16 protein-coding genes and 1 pseudogene are annotated in these 17,833 nt (G+C 65.0%); 9 read left to right on the top strand and 8 right to left on the bottom strand.

What is annotated here, in order from left to right:
* Window position 1: 1 nt before the first annotated feature.
* The 6 genes and pseudogenes from M8523_RS24710 to M8523_RS24735 form a co-directional block, all read right to left on the bottom strand.
* Window positions 2–3,115: an efflux RND transporter permease subunit gene (locus tag M8523_RS24710; RefSeq protein WP_282587571.1), complete on the bottom strand. Its 3,114-nt coding sequence runs from the start codon at window positions 3,113–3,115 to the stop codon at window positions 2–4.
* Window positions 3,112–4,188 (bottom strand): efflux RND transporter periplasmic adaptor subunit, encoded by a 1,077-nt coding sequence (locus M8523_RS24715; protein WP_282587572.1) that lies wholly within the window; start codon window positions 4,186–4,188, stop codon window positions 3,112–3,114. Before M8523_RS24715 ends, M8523_RS24710 begins: the two co-directional genes overlap by 4 nt.
* 95 nt (window positions 4,189–4,283) lie before the next feature.
* Window positions 4,284–4,733 carry a MarR family winged helix-turn-helix transcriptional regulator gene (locus M8523_RS24720; protein ID WP_282587573.1) on the bottom strand — a complete coding sequence of 150 codons (450 nt, stop codon included), beginning with the start codon at window positions 4,731–4,733 and terminating at the stop codon, window positions 4,284–4,286.
* 26 nt (window positions 4,734–4,759) lie between these two features.
* A complete protein-coding gene (locus M8523_RS24725; protein ID WP_282587574.1) occupies window positions 4,760–5,563 on the bottom strand; it encodes an oxidoreductase in 804 nt (267 codons plus the stop codon).
* Between the two features lie 286 nt (window positions 5,564–5,849).
* Window positions 5,850–6,471: pseudogene (locus M8523_RS24730) on the bottom strand (tyrosine-type recombinase/integrase).
* Window positions 6,472–6,653: 182 nt separating this feature from the next.
* Window positions 6,654–7,418, bottom strand: a complete 765-nt coding sequence (locus M8523_RS24735; RefSeq protein ID WP_282587575.1) for an SDR family NAD(P)-dependent oxidoreductase — start codon at window positions 7,416–7,418, stop codon at window positions 6,654–6,656.
* A 200-nt stretch (window positions 7,419–7,618) separates the two neighbouring features.
* On the opposite strand from M8523_RS24735, the gene M8523_RS24740 reads away from it, so the two are divergent.
* From M8523_RS24740 to M8523_RS24775, 8 genes are all read left to right on the top strand, one after another.
* Entirely contained in the window at window positions 7,619–8,719 is a 1,101-nt protein-coding gene (locus M8523_RS24740) for a mannonate dehydratase (RefSeq protein WP_282587576.1), read from the top strand.
* Complete coding sequence (locus M8523_RS24745; protein WP_282587577.1) at window positions 8,716–9,405, top strand: RraA family protein; 690 nt, start codon at window positions 8,716–8,718, stop codon at window positions 9,403–9,405. The genes M8523_RS24740 and M8523_RS24745 overlap by 4 nt, the downstream gene beginning before the upstream one ends.
* Window positions 9,405–10,139: a FadR/GntR family transcriptional regulator gene (locus tag M8523_RS24750; RefSeq protein WP_282587578.1), complete on the top strand. Its 735-nt coding sequence runs from the start codon at window positions 9,405–9,407 to the stop codon at window positions 10,137–10,139. Before M8523_RS24745 ends, M8523_RS24750 begins: the two co-directional genes overlap by 1 nt.
* Before the next feature lie 36 nt (window positions 10,140–10,175).
* Window positions 10,176–11,138, top strand: coding sequence for a substrate-binding domain-containing protein (locus M8523_RS24755; RefSeq protein WP_282587579.1), 963 nt, complete (start codon window positions 10,176–10,178; stop codon window positions 11,136–11,138).
* 39 nt (window positions 11,139–11,177) lie between these two features.
* On the top strand, window positions 11,178–12,686 hold the full coding sequence (locus tag M8523_RS24760) for a sugar ABC transporter ATP-binding protein (RefSeq protein WP_282587580.1): 1,509 nt from the start codon (window positions 11,178–11,180) through the stop codon (window positions 12,684–12,686).
* Entirely contained in the window at window positions 12,683–13,681 is a 999-nt protein-coding gene (locus tag M8523_RS24765) for an ABC transporter permease (RefSeq protein WP_282587581.1), read from the top strand. Before M8523_RS24760 ends, M8523_RS24765 begins: the two co-directional genes overlap by 4 nt.
* 103 nt (window positions 13,682–13,784) lie before the next feature.
* Window positions 13,785–14,054: a transposase gene (locus M8523_RS24770; protein ID WP_282587582.1), complete on the top strand. Its 270-nt coding sequence runs from the start codon at window positions 13,785–13,787 to the stop codon at window positions 14,052–14,054.
* A gap of 41 nt (window positions 14,055–14,095) precedes the next feature.
* Complete coding sequence (locus M8523_RS24775; RefSeq protein ID WP_282587602.1) at window positions 14,096–14,995, top strand: IS3 family transposase; 900 nt, start codon at window positions 14,096–14,098, stop codon at window positions 14,993–14,995.
* Between the two features lie 31 nt (window positions 14,996–15,026).
* Here M8523_RS24775 and M8523_RS24780 read toward each other — a convergent pair whose 3' ends face one another.
* Both M8523_RS24780 and M8523_RS24785 read right to left on the bottom strand, forming a co-directional pair.
* Entirely contained in the window at window positions 15,027–15,194 is a 168-nt protein-coding gene (locus M8523_RS24780; RefSeq protein ID WP_282587583.1) for a hypothetical protein, read from the bottom strand.
* A gap of 656 nt (window positions 15,195–15,850) precedes the next feature.
* Window positions 15,851–16,474, bottom strand: a complete 624-nt coding sequence (locus M8523_RS24785; protein ID WP_282587584.1) for a cupin domain-containing protein — start codon at window positions 16,472–16,474, stop codon at window positions 15,851–15,853.
* A gap of 196 nt (window positions 16,475–16,670) precedes the next feature.
* Here M8523_RS24785 and M8523_RS24790 point away from each other — a divergent pair, with 196 nt between their 5' ends.
* Window positions 16,671–17,831, top strand: a complete 1,161-nt coding sequence (locus M8523_RS24790) for a branched-chain amino acid ABC transporter substrate-binding protein (RefSeq protein WP_282587585.1) — start codon at window positions 16,671–16,673, stop codon at window positions 17,829–17,831.
* The last annotated feature ends 2 nt before the right edge of the window (window positions 17,832–17,833 follow it).

Consider the following 17,833-nt stretch of genomic DNA (forward strand, 5'->3'; position numbering starts at 1 on the left):
GTTATTCGGTCGCCGCCGCGTGTGCCACCAGGCCGACCGTCGTCGTTTGCGCCTCGACCTCTGCCGCGGTTGGCCCGACGCGGAACCAGATGGCGTAGAGCGCCGGCAAGAAGACGAGGATCAGCACCGTTCCCACGGCCGTCCCGCCGATCAGGGTGAAGGCCATGGAGCCCCAGAACACCGATTGGGTCAGGGGGATGAAGGCCAGCACCGCCGCCAGCGCGGTCAGGATGACCGGACGCGAGCGTTGGACGGTCGCTTCCACCAAGGCCTGGTAGGGCGCGAGACCTTCCTCCTGGTTGGTATGGATCTGGCCGATCAGGATCAGCGTGTTCCGCATCAGGATGCCGGACAGTCCAATCAGCCCCAGGATGGCGTTGAAGCCGAACGCCTGATTGAAGATCAGGAGAATCGGCACGGTCCCGATCAGGCCAAGCGGCGCCGTCAGGATGACCATGGCCATCGCGGCGAGCGACCTGACCTGCATGATGATCACCAGCAAAGTGAGGAGCAGCATGATCGGGAATACGGGGGCCAGCGCCGCATTCGCCTTCCCGGCCTCCTCGATGGAGCCGCCCATTTCGATCCTGTAGCCCTCAGGCAGTTGCGCGATGATGGGCTGCAGGGCCTGGCTGACCTCCATCGAGACCTGCGGCGGCTGCAAGTTTTCGTCGATGTCCCCGCGCACCGTGATGGTCGACAACCGATCGCGCCGTCTCAGGATCGGATCCTCGTTGCGGATCTCGACATGACCGATCTGGCTCAGCGGGATCAGCTTGCCGTCCCGGGTCGTCAGGGTCAGGTCGCCGATCCTGGCGGGGTCGAGCCTCTCGGTGCCGGCGCTCCGGGCGGTAATGTCGACGGTCCGGATGTCCTCGCGCACCTGGGTTACCGGCGCGCCCGTCAGGAGGAACTGCATCTGCTGGGCTGCGTCGGCGGGCGAGAGGCCAATGAGATGCAGGCGGTCCTGGTCGAAGACGAAGTGGACGGTCGGCGCCTGTTCGCTCCAGTCGGTGTTGACCTGCCGCATGTGCGCGTTCGCCCGCATGACGCCGAGCACCTGCGCGGTGATCGCCCGGACGCGGGCGAGGTCAGGTCCCATGACCCGGAAGGCGACTGGGAAGGGCGAATAGGGTCCGAAAACGAGCTGCGTGGCGCGCACCTTCGCCTCCGGCGCCAGCCCTTGGCTGACGGCCTCGCGCAGCCGCAGCTTGAGCTGCTCGCGTGCGTCTTCGCTGGGCGTCAGCACAATGATCTTGGCGAAGGACGGATCAGGAAGCTCGGGATTGTAGGCCAGGAAGAAGCGGGGCGCGCCCTCGCCGATATAGGCGGTGACGATCTTCGCTTCCGGCTGCTGTTTCAGCCAGGCCTCGACCTTGGCGGTCGCGGCGCTGGTCGTCTCGATGCTTGTGCCTTCCGGCAGCTGCACCTCGACCAGAACCTCCGGCCGGTCGGAGCTCGGGAAGAATTGCTGCTTCACCGATCCCATGCCGACAAAGGCTAGGGCGAACAGGCCCAGCACGGCGCCGGCAACGGCGAACTTGTGGCGGACCGACCAGCCGATGATGCGTCGGAGTCTCTCGAAGTTCGGCGTCGCGTAAACCGCTCCATGGCCGCCCTTGACGGTCTTGATCTCGGGCAGCATCTGCACGCCGAGATAGGGCGTGAAGACCACGGCCACGACCCAGGACGTAATCAGCGCGAAGCCGACGATCCAGAAGATGTTCCCAGCATATTCGCCTGCAGTCGATCGCGCAAAGCCCACGGGGGACAGCCCGATGACGGTGACGAGCGTACCGGACAGCATGGGGGCCGCCGTATGGCTCCAGGCATAGGCGGCGGCCTTCGTGCGCTCCCAGCCTTCCTCCATCTTCACCACCATGATCTCGATGGCGATGATGGCGTCGTCGACCAGCAGCCCGAGCGACAGGATCAGGGCGCCGAGCGTGATGCGGTCGAAGTCGCGGCCCGTCGCCAGCATGATCACGAACACCGCCGCGAGGGTTAGCGGCACGGCGGCCGCGACCACGATGCCGACCCGCCAGCCGAGGCTCACCAGGCTGACGATCATGACGACGGCCAGGGCGACCACGAACTTCAGCATGAACTCGCCATAGGCCTCCTGGATGTTGACGGCCTGGTCGGTGATCTTGGAGAAGGTGATGCCTGCGGGCAGGTCCGCCGCGATCACCTTGGACTCGGCCTCCAGGGCCTTGCCGAGCTCAAGGCCGTTCCAGCCCTCCTGCATGACGACACCGAGCACCATCGCGGATTCGCCGTCGTGGCGGATCAGGAAGGTAGCGGGGTCCTCGTAGCCGCGCTCGACCCTGGCCACGTCCGACAGCTTGAGCACCCGGCCGCCGGCCACAATGGGCGTGTCGCGGATCTTCTGGAGGTCGTCGTAGGCGCCGTCGAGCCGGACGAAGACCTGCGGGCCGGCTGTGTCGATCGAGCCCGCGGGCGTCACCACGTTGAGGCCCTGCAGGGCGGCTATGATGTCACGCGCATTGACCCCCAGCGTTGCCAGCTGGGCGTATGAGAACTCGACGAAAATCTTCTGCGGGCGCTCGCCGAGGATGTCGATCTTCTTCACCCCCGGGACATGCAGCAGGCGCTGACGCAGCGCTTCGGCCTGTCGGGTCAGCAGGCGCGGCGGCAGGCCATGGGCCTCGACCGAATAGAGCGCGAAGGTGACGTCGGAATATTCGTCGTTGATGAAGGGCCCGAGCGCGCCGGTCGGCAGGTTGCGGGCCTCGTCGCCAAGTTTTTTGCGGGCCTGATAGAACTGCTCGGGCACCTGGGTCGGGGGTGTCGAGTCTTTCAGGGTCACCATCATCACCGCCATCCCGGGGCGCGTGAACGTCTCGACCCGGTCGTACCAGCGCAGCTCCTGCATGCGTTTCTCCAGAGGCTCGGCAACGAGGTTCTGCATCTCCTCGGCGGTGGCGCCGGGCCACGCGGCCGTCACGGTCAGAACCTTGACGGTAAAGCTCGGGTCCTCGGCCCGGCCCAGCTTGAAGAAGGCGAAGCCGCCCGCGAGCGTGATCGCGACGATGAGGAAGAGGGTGACGGCGCGTTCCCGCACCGCCAGCGCCGAAAGGTTGAAGCCGCTCATCGCGAGGCCTCCTGGACCGTGGCGGAGCGGACCCGCTCGCCATCGTGAAGGAACTGCGCGCCCAGCGCGATGACCCGATCCCCCGCCGAGACCCCGCCGATCAGGACGGCGGCTTCCTGACCCATCTGCCGGACCTGCACGGGTCTGAACGAGACGTTGTCTTCGTGGAGGATCCAGACGCCCGTTCGCGTTCCGTCGTTCATCAGCGCACCCAGGGGGATGCTGACGTCCTCGCCGTTTCGCGCCGAGGGGATGCGGATCGTGACCGTCGCGCCGAGCGGCGCCTGGACGGCGGCACCACCCAGCACGTAGCGGGCCTCGAAGGTGCGCGTCAGGGGATCGGCGACATCCGACAATTGCCGGAGGCGGGCGGGTGAGCGGGTTTGCGCCCTGTCGTAGAGATCCGCCTGGGCATCGGAGCCGAGGTCCGGCCGGAGCGTTTCGGGAAGGTTGACGGTGGCCTCCCGGGGGCCGGCATGGGCGAGCCGCACAACGGTCTGCCCGGCCGCCACGACCTGGCCGGGCTCCGCCACGGTCTCCATCACCACGCCATCGGCATCGGCGAGTAGAACCGAATAGTCGCCTTGGTTGCGGGCGACATTCGCCTGAGCCTCCGCGGCGGCGAGTTGAGCCTTGGCTGTGTCGAGCGCGGCCTTGCTGGCGTCCCACTTCTGGCGCGGCGTCCAGCCCTTGGCGAGCAGGTCGCGGTCGCGGGCTTCGTCGTTCGTGGCTTGCACCAGCACGGCCTTGGCGGCCGCGACCGCATTGTCTTGGGCCGTGATGGCGAGCTGGAGGTCCGTGCGATCAATGCGCATGAGCGGCTGGCCGGCGAGAACCGTCTGGCCCGTGTCGACGAGCCGCTCGACGACCTTGCCCGGCACGCGGAAGCCAAGATTGCTCTGGACTCTTGCCGACACGGTTCCTGTGAACGCGCGTTCGACGTCGCCGGCCGGCTTGACCAAAGTGGTCATGACCAGGGGCGGTTCAGTCCTCGCGTCACCCTCCGGCTTCTCGCACCCGGCGAGGCCGAGGGCCGCGAGGATAGCGGCGGTGATCAGATGATGATTGCGCATGTCCGCTCTCGTTGCTTGGCTACCCTGGAAGGCCCGCGCCAATTGAGTTGATAACAACCTTTTGGCCCGCAAGATGGTGTTATAACGGTTGAAATTCAGACCGCGGTCGCAGCCCGCAAGCCAGCCCGGAACCCGTCGATGTCGTCGATCGCAAGGTCGCGTTCGACGGCGCCCTCGACCTGCTTCCAGATCGCGTAGGCCTGCTGCAGCAGTTCGCTTCCTGCCTCGGTCAGTTCGACGCGACGGGCCCGCTTGTCCGTAGCATCCTGCTTGATGCTCACGAGACCGCGTCGCTCGAGCGGCTTCAAGCTCCCCGTGATCGTCGTCCGGTCGATGGCGAGGTCCTTGGCGAGCACGTTGATGGTCGGCGGCTCCGGGCGGTTCAGCGCGACCAACAGAGTGAATTGCCAATTCGTCAGGTCGAGCGGCCGGAACGCTTCGTCGAAGCGACGCCCGATGGAGCGGGCGGCTCGCTGGACATTCGTGCACAAGCACTTTTCCGCAACCATCCACGTACCCTCGAAGGTCAGTCTATCCTGTTCCATCGATCGTCCCTGTGGCGACGTTTCGATCAGCTCAACGCGAAGGTCTTTTGAAGGCTGTGATCCACCGGACCAGCCGGCATGTACCGACGAAGCCGGCTGAGCAGCTTGGCGCCGGAACCGACCGGCCGGCGCATCTGGTAGCTCTCCTCCGCCGCACGCAGGATCTCCGCAGCGACGGTCTCCGGACCGGGCGCCGCCTTCATGGCCTTGCCGGTCGCAACCGACACGCGCTGCTTCAGGAGGCCGTAGGCCTCGATCGATGCGGCGACCGAGACCGCGTTGTCTCCGAGTTCCGCCTTGGTGAAATTCGGCTGTACAAGGACGACGCGGATGCCGAAGCCCCGGACCTCGTGATCGAGCGACTCGGACAGGCCCTCCACGGCGTGCTTGGAACTCGCATAGGCGCCCTTGAAAGGCGCGGGCAGGAAGCCCAGCACCGAACTGGTGTTGACGATACGGCCGGAGCGCTGCTTGTGCATCGTCGGCAGCAATGCCCGGACCATACGCAGCATGCCCAGCACGTTGGTGTCGAACAGCGCCTGTGCCTCGTCCGGACTTGTCTCGTCGACGGCCCCTACCATGGCGTAACCAGCGTTGTTGACGAGCACGTCGATGCGGCCAGCCCGTTCGAGCACCTGGGCGGTGCAAGCCTTGACGGAGGCCTCGTCCCGCACATCCAGCGCAACGAACTCGACGCCGGAGATTGCGGCCGTCGCCTCCGGACGGCGGGAGGTGCCGAAGACGCGGTACCCTTTTTCGGCGAACAAGCGAGCGGTGGCTCGTCCGATGCCGGACGAGGCGCCAGTGATGAGGAGGACGGGCGATGTCATCGTTGATGTCCGATCCTATTTGTTGACCGCATGAGCGATCGCTTGAAGAGCAAAATAGGTTGGTACCAACTTTTGTCAAGAGCCTATCGAGCTGGTCCTTGCGTTACGAGAGCGAGCAAAGGCGGGGACGAACCAATTTGTGGCTGTGGAGGCTATCGCAGGAAGGTCTCGCTCTCTGGCGCCAGGCGAATGGCTGCTTTCGGTGCGGCGCGCTTACTGATGGAACGCCGGGCATGGGCGCGAAGGCGCAGCCGAGATCCGAGAAGGTGGGCTGCGCCTCCTACGTTCAGATCTCGGTACGTTCAGACAAGGTCAGCGCGTCTTCGACATCCACGCCGAGATAGCGCACCGTGCTCTCGATCTTCGTATGCCCAAGAAGGATCAGCACCGCGCGCAAGTTGCCGGTCTGCTTGTAGATGATCGACGCCTTCGTTCGCCGGAGTGAATGGGTTCCGTAGTCTTTCGGCCGCAACCCAATTCCAGTCACCCACTCGTCGACAAGCCGTGCATACTGGCGGGTGCTCATGTGCCGGGCATGGTCGATCCGGCTCGCAAAAACGAAGTCGTCGAGTGATCCGCCTCGACGTTCGAGCCAAGCCAGGATGCTGACTCGAGCAGCTCAAATTGAACAGGCCGGCCGGTCTTCTGCCGGACCACGATCGCGCGGTTTCGGACCCGGCCGCCGGCAACGAGGTCGCTGATCTTGACCTTCACGACATCGCAGCCACGCAGCTTGCTGTCGATCGCCAGGTCGAACATCGCGCGATCACGTAACCGGTCTTCCCGACCAAGCCGGAACCGAACAGCCCAACTTGCTGCGGCTTTAACGCTCGCTTGGCGCCGAGCTTTCGGCCGGCATTCCAGGAGCGCCGTTCTTTGAAGCCTGGATCGAATTCTGGATGTCCCATCGTTACTCCCCCACGGCCGACAGCGGCCATAGGTAGAAAAGGCGAGCAGCCACAAACTGGAGAGCATGGCCGAAAGCTGGAATGGCTGCTTCGGGCGATCGATGCATTAAAGCGGACGTGCTCGCAGGGGCGGCCCCGGCTGATCGCCAACGCAGCACCGCACCTTCACTTGGATGAAGGTATCACCTGACCCCGATTCCGGCCTTTAGTCCGCCGTCGATCAAGTAATCGCCGCCGGTACAGAAGCTGGCGCGCGGACCCGCCAGGAAGACGATCATCTCAGCCACTTCCTCAGCTTCGGCGATGCGGCCGAGCGGATGAGCGTCCCCGAAGCGGCGGAAGACTGCCTCGACATCAGCGTCCGGGCCGTCGAAGTGCCGCGCCGCCACCGCCAGCATAGGCGTCCGGACCGAACCGGGGCTGACGGAATTGACCCGGATGTTGTCTGGGGCGTGATCGAGCGCCATGGCGCGCGTCAGCGCGTGGATGGCGCCCTTTGTGGCCGTATAGGCCGCGACGCCCCTCTGGCAGGCGTGGCCCTGGATGGAAGCCAAGTTGACGATGGAGCCGCCGCCCCGATTGCGGAGGGCCGGAATGCCGAAGTGACCGGTCAGGTAGATCGAGCCGAGATTGACCGCAAGGCACCGCGCCCAGGTTGCGGCATCAGTGTCGACCACCGTGCCGAAGGGGTGGATGGCGGCCGCGTTCACGATGACGTCGACCCCGCCGAACCGGTTGACCGCGTCCGCCACACAGGCCTCGACGTCTGCCGCCTCGGCCATGTCGGCCCGGCGTACCACGATGCCCGGGGTTCTTTCGCGCAAAGTCGCATTGGCGGCTTCGTCGATGCCGCAGGCGAGTACGCGAACCCCGAGTTCGAGCAAGCGAGCGCATGTCGCTGCCGCGACCCCGGACGTCCCGGTGACCAGCGCGACTTTCCCATCCATGTCTCGATCCATCCTTCGCTCCCTCCTCCGTACACGCTGCTATCGTTGGACCAGCGCAACGGTTGCACCAAGTTAGACCACTCACATTTGATCTCGTAGCGTCAACAAACAGTTCAAAACAGTCCATTGACACCTACTGGTCCAACAAATTAGCTTGATCGAAGTCGGTGCAGCGCCGGCGCGCTGGAGACATCGCGTTCATGAAACTCGGCTTCGGGCTCTACCGCCACATGCTGGACGACGCGCATTTCGCGTTCGCGCGGCAGTGCGGAGCGACCCACATCGTCGTGCACATGTGCGACTACTTCCGCGGCAGCGACCAGACCTCGCGCGCCGACCAGCCCATCGGCGACGGGTCGGGATGGGGGATCGCCGAAGGGCGCGTGTGGGAGATCGCGGATCTTGTCGCGGTCCGGGACGCCATGGCGGCGCATGGGCTAACCTTCTACGCGATCGAGAATTTCGATCCGGCCTTGTGGTCCGACATCCTTTTCGGTGGCCCGCTCCGGGACGCCCAGATGATCGACGTGCAACGCCTCATCCGCAACGCCGGGGCGGCTGGCATCCAGGTGTTCGGTTACAATTTCAGCCTGGCGGGCGTCGCGGGCCGGATTACCGCCAACGTGGCCCGTGGCGGTGCCCCCTCGGTGGGGCTCGCCGGACCCAATGCAGTGACGCAGAGCCCCCTGCCGGCCAGCATGGCCTGGAACATGGTGGTCGACCCCGCCGCTACAGGCGTCCGCCCCACCCTGTCGAGCGAAGCGCTCTGGGCGAACCTGCAGTGGTTCCTGGACCGCATCCTGCCCGTGGCCGAGGAGGCCGGCGTGCGCATGGCGGCCCATCCGGATGACCCGCCACTCCCAACCGTGCGTCAGCAGCCTCGCCTCGTCTACCAGCCGCACCTCTACCAGCGCTTGGTGGACATAGGGTCGAGCCGCGCCAATGCGCTCGAGTTCTGCGTCGGCACGGTCGGCGAAATGGCGGAAGGCGACGTGTACGAAACGGTCGACCGGCACGCTCGACAGGGACGCATCGCCTATGTGCACCTGCGCAACGTCCGGGGCCGCGTCCCGCACTACCAGGAAACGTTCATCGACGAGGGCGACATCGACATCCCGCGCGTGATCACCTTGCTGCGCGAGGCCGCCTTCGACGGCGTCATCGTGCCCGACCACGCGCCACCGATGACCTGCGACGCCCCCTGGCATGCCGGCATGGCTTTTTCGATGGGCTACATCAACGCGCTGATGGGGCCTGGCATCGCGGCGCTGCCGCAGCAGACCGCGGACGGCCGGCCGTGAGCGCCTGGGCCGACGACACGGCGCTGTTCGACGCGGTACGGCGGGAACTGTTCGTCGCCGTGGTCGGCGACGTGCTGGACAAGCTGGGCTACCAGAAGCAATTCCTGTCGCCCTCCCTCAAGCCGATCAATCCTGCGATGGTGGTGCTCGGGCGCGCCATGCCGGTCCTCGAAGCGGACTTCTTCGCCGAGCGCTCGTCCGGGCAAGCCGCCGTCAGCGCGCAGCCCTTCGGGCTCATGTTCGCGGCGCTCGACGACCTCAAGCCCGGCGAGGTCTACATCTGTGCCGGGGCGTCGCACCGCTACGCGCTCTGGGGCGGACTCATGTCCACGCGCGCACAAATGTGCGGGGCCGCTGGAGCCGTGCTACACGGCTTCCACCGGGACACCAACGAAATCCTGCGGCTCGGTTTCCCGGTCGCCTCCTTCGGCAGCTATGCCCAGGACCAGGGACCGCGCGGCAAGGTCGTCGACTGGCGCGTGCCGATCGAGCTGGACGGGGTGCGGGTCGAGCCGGGCGACGTGGTGTTCGGCGACCGCGACGGGGTGCTGATCGTGCCCAAGACCGTGGTGGAACCGGCTTTCGCGGGAGCCTTCGACAAGGTGCGGGGCGAGAACGCCGTGCTCAAGGCTCTGCAGGAGGGGATGACCACCGTCGCGGCCTTCGAAAAGTTCGGGATCATGTAATGGGGCTCGAGACATTCCCTTCGCGGGCCTCGGCCGCCGCCCCGCACGGGACGACCGTCGACGTGCTGGTGCAGAAGATCCGCGCGCTGATCCGGGATCGCGGCCTCGGCGTCGGCGATCCGCTGCCCACGGAGCGCGAACTCGGCGATTACCTGTCGGCCAGCCGCAACACCGTGCGCGAAGCGCTGCGGACGCTCAAGACGTACGGCCTCATCGACGTGCGCCCGAAAGTGGGCGCCATCATCGTCGACCGGGGCGTGGAGGCGGCCTTCGACTTGCTGTCGGCCAATTTGGACGTGTCGATCGAGACCTTCGCGGACGTGCAGGGCTTCCGTCGCATCGTTGAGGTCGGCATCGGGGATGCGGTGATGGCCGTGGCGGCGGCGGATCTCGCGCGGCTCGACGAGCTGAATGCCGCGATGCGGGCCGTGCACGGCATGGAGGCGGCCGCCGAAGCCGATTTCCGCTTCCACAGCGCCTTGATCGGCCTCGCCCGCAATCGCACGCTCGACGAGATCTACCGTTTTCTGAAGCCGGCCGTGGTGCGGCTCATGCTACTCGGCAAGTCGCGGCGGCCGGTCATCGACGGCACGTTCCAGGAGCACGACGCCATCGTCCAGGCGGTGCGGCGGCGCGATCGCACCGCCTACGCCTACCTGGTGAGCCGACACCTCGAATACGGCGCGCAATTTATCAGCGCGACGGATGCGACCGCCGAACCAATCGGCGGCTGAACGGACAAGCAACACGATCGGGAGAGGAACACGTCCATGACGATGACACTGAAGCATGTCGCCGGCGCCGCCATCATCGCGGCCGGCCTGACGGCCAATCCGGCCCGCGCCGCGGAGCTGCCCACGATCGGCGGGATCGTTTTCCAGCAGGACCAGTACTTCCGCGGCATCCAGCTCGGCTTGCAGGCCGGCGCCAAGGATCATGCGACCCTGCTGCAAGGCAACTCGGAGTCCAAGGCTGAAAAGGAAGCGACGTTGGTCGACACCTTCGTGGCGCGCGGCGCCAAAGCCATCGTGATCGCGCCCATCAGCGCCAAGGCATCCGTTAAGGCGCTGCAGCGCGCCAATGACAAGGGCGTCAAGATCGTACTGTACGGCACCCATATGGACGCCGACTTCCCGGTCGCGTTCATTGGCACGTCGGACGGCGACATCGGGATGGGCTCGGGCAAGATCGCGGCGAAGTTCATCAAGGACAAGCTGGGCGGCAAGGCCAAGCTCGGCATCCTGGCGTTCCGCTCGCAGCTTGCTGAGCAGAGCGACGCGCGCACCAACGGCTTTCTGGCCGCCGCCAAAGAGGGCACGACCCTCGACACCGTGGCGCAGCAGGACGGCTTTCTGGCCGAGAAGGCGGTGGCGGTCGCCAGCGACCTGCTGACCGCGCACCCCGAGATCAACGTGATCTATGCAGCCAACGAAGGCGGTACCGTGGGGGCCGTCCAGGCCGTGCGGCGCGCCGGCAAGCAGGGCAAGGTGTTCGTGTTCGGCACCGACGGATCGGAGCAGCTCGCCAATTTCCTGCTGGACCCCGATGGCGTGCTGATCGCCACCACGGCCCAGCAGCCCGCCGAGGTCGGCAAGGACGCGATCGAGACCGCGCTCCAGGCCATCGGCGGCAAGACGGTGGAGAAGCAAGTTCTGGTCCCGGCCCTGCCGCTTTCCCGCGACGACAAGGCCGGCGTCGAAGCCTTCCTGACCAGCGCCAAGGCAATGCAGTGACGGCCGGCCGGCGCGCGCTCCGCTCGCGGTGACCGATCCATGACGCAAGGCGCCATCGAGCTCGACGGTGTGGCGAAAGCCTATGGGCCGACGCTGGCGCTGGCGCCCTTCACGCACCGGTTCGAGCCCGGCCGCGTGCATGCCCTCATGGGCAAGAACGGGTCGGGCAAGTCGACCCTCATCAAGATCCTGGCCGGGGCGGTCAAACCGACCCTCGGCCGGATGACGATCAGCGGTCGGCCGGCGACGTTCGACAGTCCCGTGGATGCCTTCAAGGCCGGCATCGTCACGGTTCACCAGGAACTCTCGCTCGTCCCCGTGCTGTCGGTCGGCGAGAACATCTATCTGGGGCGCCTGCCGCACCGGCGCGTGCTGGGACGGAGCGTGGTCGACTGGCCCCGCGTCCATGCCGATGCCACCCGCCTGCTGCACGGCATGGGTCTCGACATCGACTCCAAGGCCCCGGTCGGCTCGCTCAGCGTCGGCCAGCAGCAGGTGGTCGAGATCGTCAAGGCGATGTCGTTCGAGCCCGCCATCCTGCTGCTCGATGAGCCGACCTCTGCCCTCGCGTCGCGCGAAGTCGAGCTCCTGTTCGATCTGGTGCGGCGGCTGCGCAGCGGTGGCGTGACCATGATCTACATCACCCACCGCATGAACGAGCTGTTCGAGATCGCCGACACTTGCACGGTGCTGCGTGACGGTCGCGCGGTCGGCACCACCGCGATGGCGGCCACCACGCCGGACGGGATCGTCGACATGATGTTCGGCGATATAGCCCGCGCGGTGCGGCCCCCGCGCCGGGCGGCCACGCGGGGCGCACCGGTCCTGACGGTGCGCGGCCTGACGCGCGCCGGGGCCTTCGCGGATGTCTCCTTCGACCTCCATCGCGGCGAGGTGCTGGGGTTCGCCGGTCTGCTCGGGGCGGGCCGGACGGAGGTGCTGCGCGCCGTGTTCGGGGCGGATCCGTTCGACACGGGCACCATCGCGGTCGACGGGAATGAGGTGCGGCACCCCTCGCTTCGCCGCATGAAGGCGCTCGGGGTGGGCTACACGCCCGAAAACCGCAAGGAGGCGGGCCTTGTCCAGGTCCGCTCGGTGCACGACAACCTGTGCCTCGCGAGCCTCGGGCGCATCGCGCGCCATGGCTTCATCAACCGTGCTCGCGAGAAGCCCTTCGTGGACCGGCAGATCGAGGGGCTCGCCATCAAGGTGCCGGATGCCCAGCTGCCGGTGTCGTCGCTCTCGGGCGGCAACCAGCAGAAGATCGTCATCGGCAACTGGCTCAACACGCGTCCCAGGATTATGTTCTTCGACGAGCCGAGCCGCGGCATCGATGTGCAGGCCAAGCAGCAGATCTTCGACATCATGTGGCGGGAGGCGGCGGGAGGGCTGTCCTCCGTCTTCGTGTCGAGCGAGCCGGAAGAACTGCTGGAGGTCGCCGACCGCATCGTGGTGATGCGGCTGGGCCGCATCGTCGCCGAGGTGCTCCCCAGCGCCGTCACGCTCGCCGAACTCTACCGTCTGTGCATGGAAGGACGCCCGTCATGAGCGACACCGCCCACCGTGTGGCCTGGACCAAGCAGCGGCGCGTGGGCACGACCATGCTCAAGATCTACACCATGGAGGCGATCCTGCTCGTCATTGTGGTGGTGCTGGTCGTCTTCGCGCCCGGCTTCGCCACGCTGGGCAACTTCTTCAATGTCCTGCGCACCGTCTCGATGCTCGGCATCATCGCGTTCGGCATGACGGCCGTCATCATCGCGGGCGAGATCGACCTGTCGGTCGGGGCCGCGGTCGCCTTGGCGGGTTGCGTGGTGGCCTGGTTTTCCGGGGCCCTATCGCCGCGCATCGGCTCGGTCGCGGCCGTGGCGCTCGGCGTGCTGGTCGCGATGGCGATCGGGTTCCTGACGGGGGTGTTCACCGGGAGCATGCGGCGGTGGTTCAACGTGCCGACTTTTATCACCACGCTGGCGCTGTTCACCGCCCTGCGCGGCGCGGCCAACCTCATCACCGGTGGTTTTCCACTGACCGACCTGCCCGACTGGTTCGGGTTCCTGGGCGCCGGCGACCTGGTCGGCGTGCCGTTCCCGGTCTACGTCTTCCTCACCGTCTTCGTGCTCATGCACGTGCTGATGAAGTTCACGAGCTTCGGACGAGCTGTCTACGCCGTGGGTGGGAACGCAGAGGCGGCGCGCCTATCGGGCATCGACGTCTTCTTCGTGAAGACCATGACGCTCGCCATCACCGGGGTGCTCACCGCCGTGACCGGGACGCTGATCGCCTCGCAAATCGGCTCGGGCACCGGCAACACGGCAACCGGCATGGAACTCGACGTCATCGCCGCCACCATCATCGGGGGCACCAGCCTGTTCGGCGGCAAGGGCCGGGTCTGGGGCACCCTACTGGGCGTGCTGCTCCTCGGCTGCATCACGAACGGCATGACGCTGCTCGATGTCTCCGAATATTGGCAATACGTCGTGCGTGGCGCCATCATTCTGGGCGCGGTCCTCTTGAATCAGGTTCTGGAGTCGGCAGGCAGGTAGGACGGGCTCCCGGCAGGTCCAGGCGGGCGTGAAGTGGACCCCGTTTTTGGGACCATGAGCTAAGTTGGAAATCGGCTTCTCCGTTCGATAGACGGAGGGAGCGATGACGAAGAAGACGAGACGTAAGATCGACACGGCGCTGAAGGCGAAGATTGCCTTGGAGGCGCTGCGCGAGCAAGCGACGGTAGCGGAACTGGCGCGACGCTACGAGGTGCATCCGAACCAGATCTATGCCTGGAAGAAGCAGTTGGTCGACCATGCCGCACGGGCTTTCGATGGCGGTGTCGGCCTCGATGCCGAGAAGCTGGCGCAGCGGCAGGTCGACGATCTTTACGCGAAGACCGGCCAACTCACGGTCGAGCGCGATTTTTGAGCCAAGAGGTCCGGGCGATGAGTACCCCGGACCGGCGAGGGATGCTCGATCCAGCCGACGAGCGGCTTTCGATCCGCCGGCAGTGCGAGCTGGTCGGCGTCGCGCGCTCCGGCGTCTACCGGGCCGAGGCGCCGACCAGTGAGGTCGATCTCGATTTGATGAAGCGGCTCGACGAGCTGTTCACGGAGCGGTCGTTCTACGGCTCGCGCCGCATGACGCTGCCGTTGCGCCAGGAAAGACACGCGATCAATCGCAAGCGAGTCCAGCGGCGGATCGGGATCGCGGCGCTCGGCCCGAAGCCCAACACCTCGAGGCCGGCGCCGGGGCACAAGATCTACCCCTATCTGCTGCGCGATCTCAGGATCGAGCGACCAAACCATGACAGGTCGCGCCGACATCACCTATCTGCCGATCGGGCGTGGCTTCCTCTATCTCGTAGCCGTGATGGACTGTCGAGCCGTGCCGTGCTGTCGTGGCGGCTGTCGAACACGATGGACGCCTCCTTCTGCGTCGCGGCGCTCGAGGACGCGCTGGCGCGCCACGGCCGGCCGGAGATCTTCAATACCGACCAGGGGAGCCAGTTCACGGGATACGACTTCACCGGCACCCTGGAGCGAGCCGGCATCAGGATTTCGATGGACGGACGCGGGCGCTGGATGGACAACGTGTTCATCGAGCGGCTGTGGCGCTCGATGAAACACGAGGACATCTACCTCAAGGCCTATGCCGACGGCCGCGAGGCGAAAGCCGGCATCGCGGCGTGGATCACGTTCTGCAATGAGCAGCGCTTTCACCAGGCGCTCGGGCATCGAACGCCGATGTTGGTCTGGCGCGAGGGCCGAGCCCTCGCCGCGAGCCAAGGAGCTGTGGAGATGATGGACAACGCTACCGCGATGACCACATCACCACGGAAGCAGCAGGCGAAAGCATTGGCTGCATGATTTGAAGGGCTGCGGGGCAGCCAATGTCCAACTAACGAACCGGCTCAGGTGGTCCTACGGATGGGGTCCACTTCAGAGATCCCGCCAAGGCGGTCGCGATGACTTCGATTTCGTTGGGTGTGAAGATCTGCCGGATCCCCGCCAGGAGATCGTTGTTCAGTGCAGGCGTTGGCGAGAGCGTACGATGAGTGTCGGCCATGACGTGATATCCTTGTTGAGCTTGAGAAGGGGGAAAACAAAATTGAAATCCCAAATCGATCCCAAGCTCTTGGGGAGATCTCGCGACGGATCCCGCTGACGTCTATGCAGCTCATTCCGGGCCGGCCCGAAGTCGCGCGACATACGTGCGAGACTGCACGGCCCTTCGAACCGGCATTTCCCACGAATGAGGCGACCGACGGCCGGAGCCGGCCAAGATCGTAGGCTCGCCGTTCATCGTCACTGATCGCAGCGAGAGATCGTCGGCCGAGTTCTAGTGACACCTGCCGACACGACGATGCCGGGAGGTCTGCTTTAGCTGAAGCTGATTGGTCGCCAACGGGCGAGCTTGGCCGAAAGCTGAACGGCTGTTGTCGAAACTGAATAGGCCAAAGCTGACGTTCGTTCTTTCACGATCTTACTGTTGCGACGTTCTCGATCTCGCCTGTGCCACGGCTGCCTAAGGTCCTTCGGATCGAGCGGCTTCGAGGGGAAGGGAGCAAGAGGTCTCGATTTCCCCGCGCAGTCACTTTTTCGGCGTTGTCAACCTCCGTGTGACGCGGCCCATAAGGATGAACAGACAGCTTTTTTTCTGTGTCGCCAATGCTTGCCTTGCTGCACTGCAGTAGAGTGCAGCAACACTGAATACCCAACTTATCAGAAGGTTGGCGGGGTGCTGACCCAAAGGATCTTCGCACGGGATTTGCCTTCGTTCCGATAGGCGTGGGGCATCTCCGACCGGAAGTGGAAGGACGCGCCTTCGCCGACCACAAAGCTTTTGCCGTCGACCAGGAGGACGATCTCGCCTTCCAGGATGTAGCCGAGCTCTTCGCCCTGATGTGCGACGATCTCTTCCGCACTTGCGCCCGGCTCAATCCAGTGAATGTTGCCTTGCAGCAGGTTGCCGTCGACATGCGTGATGAGACGTTCCAGCCTGATGCCTTGGTCCTTGACCACGTAGGTGGGCCGATCCTCAGGGCGTGCCACGACGGACGTGTCGTCCGTCGTGGAACTGAGAAGGGCCGATACGGTCGTATCAAGGCTCGCAGCGATCCGGTGCAGTGTCGGAAGCGAGGGGGTGGCGCGTCCGTTCTCGATTTTGGACAGCATGCTCTCCGAACAGCCGGCCGCCAAGGACACTTGGCGAAGGGTCCATGATTTACGCAACCGTGCATGCTTGAGCTTGCCGCCGATCTGCACTTCATTTTTCGCAGCGCTCGGATCGACCCGATCCGGCGCCGACTCTGGCGTCGCGGTTTCGTGTTTCGCTCTGTCCGTCATGTCAGATTCACCACCAGCCGCCTATATGTTACTCAGTGTGCAAGTCACTTGAACAAAATTCAATTATTTCTTCTATTGTACGCTAGATGCCTTTCGACTCGCTTGACTCGCATGTCCAAACTGTCAGAGCATTCAAGTATGTTGAACTTGCTGCCAATCGGCGGCTCGCCTGATGTACCTGCAGGATTTTAAGGCCATGCTCAACCGCCTCTCCAAAGGTTTCCTTGCGACCATTAGTCTGGGCGCCCTTCTGGCCTCGAGCAACTTCGGGTTCGCGGCTTCGCAGACGATCAAGATCGCCTATGAGGGTGCGCTCACGGGGCCGGTCGCCTTCTTCGGCATCCCGATCGGAAACGGCGTCCAGTTGGCGGTTGCCCAGAACCAGGAGGCGCTCGCGAAGCTCGGCATCGATCTGCAATATGTGCCGGCTGACGATCAGGTGGATGCGGCGCAGGCGCCGACCGTCGCGCGCAAGGTCATTCAAGATGCAGACATTATCGGCGTTGTCGGTCCCATCTTCGGTAGCACGACCAATGCCGTGGGTCCGCTCTACACGCAGGCAAGCGTTCCGATGTTGACCATGGGAACCGCAGCAGCACTCGCGACCAAAGGCTGGACAATGTTCCGGGTCGTGCCCAATGACGATCTACAGGCAGCCGCGGTCGCGGATTACATGACCAAAGCCCTCAAGATCACGAAGATCGGCGTGATCGACGACGGAACCCAGTACGGTCACGGTCTGGCCGCAGCCGTGAAGGCGCAGGTCGCCAAGGACGGCGGCAGCGTGGTTGTCGAGGAGGCGATCGATCCGAATGGCGACGATTTCTCCAGCACCGTATCCAAGATCACCGCGAGTGGGGCAAAAGGCGTATTTCTTGGCGCCAGCGTCAATACCGAGACGGTGTTCAATCGCCAACTCGTCGAGGGCGGCTATTCGGGCACATTCTTTGCCCCCGACGGAACGCTCTCGCCCGATTACGTCAAGCTGGCCGGCCCGTCGTCCGAAGGAACATATTTCACGTCTCAAGCGGCGCCGGTCGCCGATTACGGTGGGCCGAAGGACGGCCCGCTCGCGACATTCTTTAACGACTATAAGGCGAAGTTCTCCGCGGATGCGCAGGCCTATAGTGCGGAAGGATTTGATGCGACGAGCATGATCGTTGCAGCGATCAAGTCGGGCGTTCGGGATCGCGCGGGACTTGTCGACTATCTGCGGAGCAAGGATTACCGCGGTTTGACCCGCACCTACAAATTCCAGGCGAACGGCGAGCCTGAAAGCGACACGAGCATCAATATCTATCAAATCAAGAACGGAAAGATCGCGTGGCTCGGTGCCAGCAGTGACCTGACCAAGTAGCG

This window comes from Lichenifustis flavocetrariae (assembly GCF_026130545.1).
GTDB classification, from domain to species: domain Bacteria; phylum Pseudomonadota; class Alphaproteobacteria; order Rhizobiales; family Beijerinckiaceae; genus Lichenihabitans; species Lichenihabitans flavocetrariae.

Bases quoted from the DNA above. Each gene is read 5' to 3' on its own strand.
- M8523_RS24710 (WP_282587571.1), bottom strand. From the start codon at position 3,115: ATGAGCGGCTTCAACCTTTCGGCGCTGGCGGTGCGGGAACGCGCCGTC.
- M8523_RS24715 (WP_282587572.1), bottom strand. From the start codon at position 4,188: ATGCGCAATCATCATCTGATCACCGCCGCTATCCTCGCGGCCCTCGGC.
- M8523_RS24720 (WP_282587573.1), bottom strand. From the start codon at position 4,733: ATGGAACAGGATAGACTGACCTTCGAGGGTACGTGGATGGTTGCGGAA.
- M8523_RS24725 (WP_282587574.1), bottom strand. From the start codon at position 5,563: ATGACATCGCCCGTCCTCCTCATCACTGGCGCCTCGTCCGGCATCGGA.
- M8523_RS24735 (WP_282587575.1), bottom strand. From the start codon at position 7,418: ATGGATGGGAAAGTCGCGCTGGTCACCGGGACGTCCGGGGTCGCGGCA.
- M8523_RS24740 (WP_282587576.1), top strand. From the start codon at position 7,619: ATGAAACTCGGCTTCGGGCTCTACCGCCACATGCTGGACGACGCGCAT.
- M8523_RS24750 (WP_282587578.1), top strand. From the start codon at position 9,405: ATGGGGCTCGAGACATTCCCTTCGCGGGCCTCGGCCGCCGCCCCGCAC.
- M8523_RS24755 (WP_282587579.1), top strand. From the start codon at position 10,176: ATGACGATGACACTGAAGCATGTCGCCGGCGCCGCCATCATCGCGGCC.
- M8523_RS24760 (WP_282587580.1), top strand. From the start codon at position 11,178: ATGACGCAAGGCGCCATCGAGCTCGACGGTGTGGCGAAAGCCTATGGG.
- M8523_RS24765 (WP_282587581.1), top strand. From the start codon at position 12,683: ATGAGCGACACCGCCCACCGTGTGGCCTGGACCAAGCAGCGGCGCGTG.
- M8523_RS24770 (WP_282587582.1), top strand. From the start codon at position 13,785: ATGACGAAGAAGACGAGACGTAAGATCGACACGGCGCTGAAGGCGAAG.
- M8523_RS24775 (WP_282587602.1), top strand. From the start codon at position 14,096: ATGCTCGATCCAGCCGACGAGCGGCTTTCGATCCGCCGGCAGTGCGAG.
- M8523_RS24780 (WP_282587583.1), bottom strand. From the start codon at position 15,194: ATGGCCGACACTCATCGTACGCTCTCGCCAACGCCTGCACTGAACAAC.
- M8523_RS24785 (WP_282587584.1), bottom strand. From the start codon at position 16,474: ATGACGGACAGAGCGAAACACGAAACCGCGACGCCAGAGTCGGCGCCG.
- M8523_RS24790 (WP_282587585.1), top strand. From the start codon at position 16,671: ATGCTCAACCGCCTCTCCAAAGGTTTCCTTGCGACCATTAGTCTGGGC.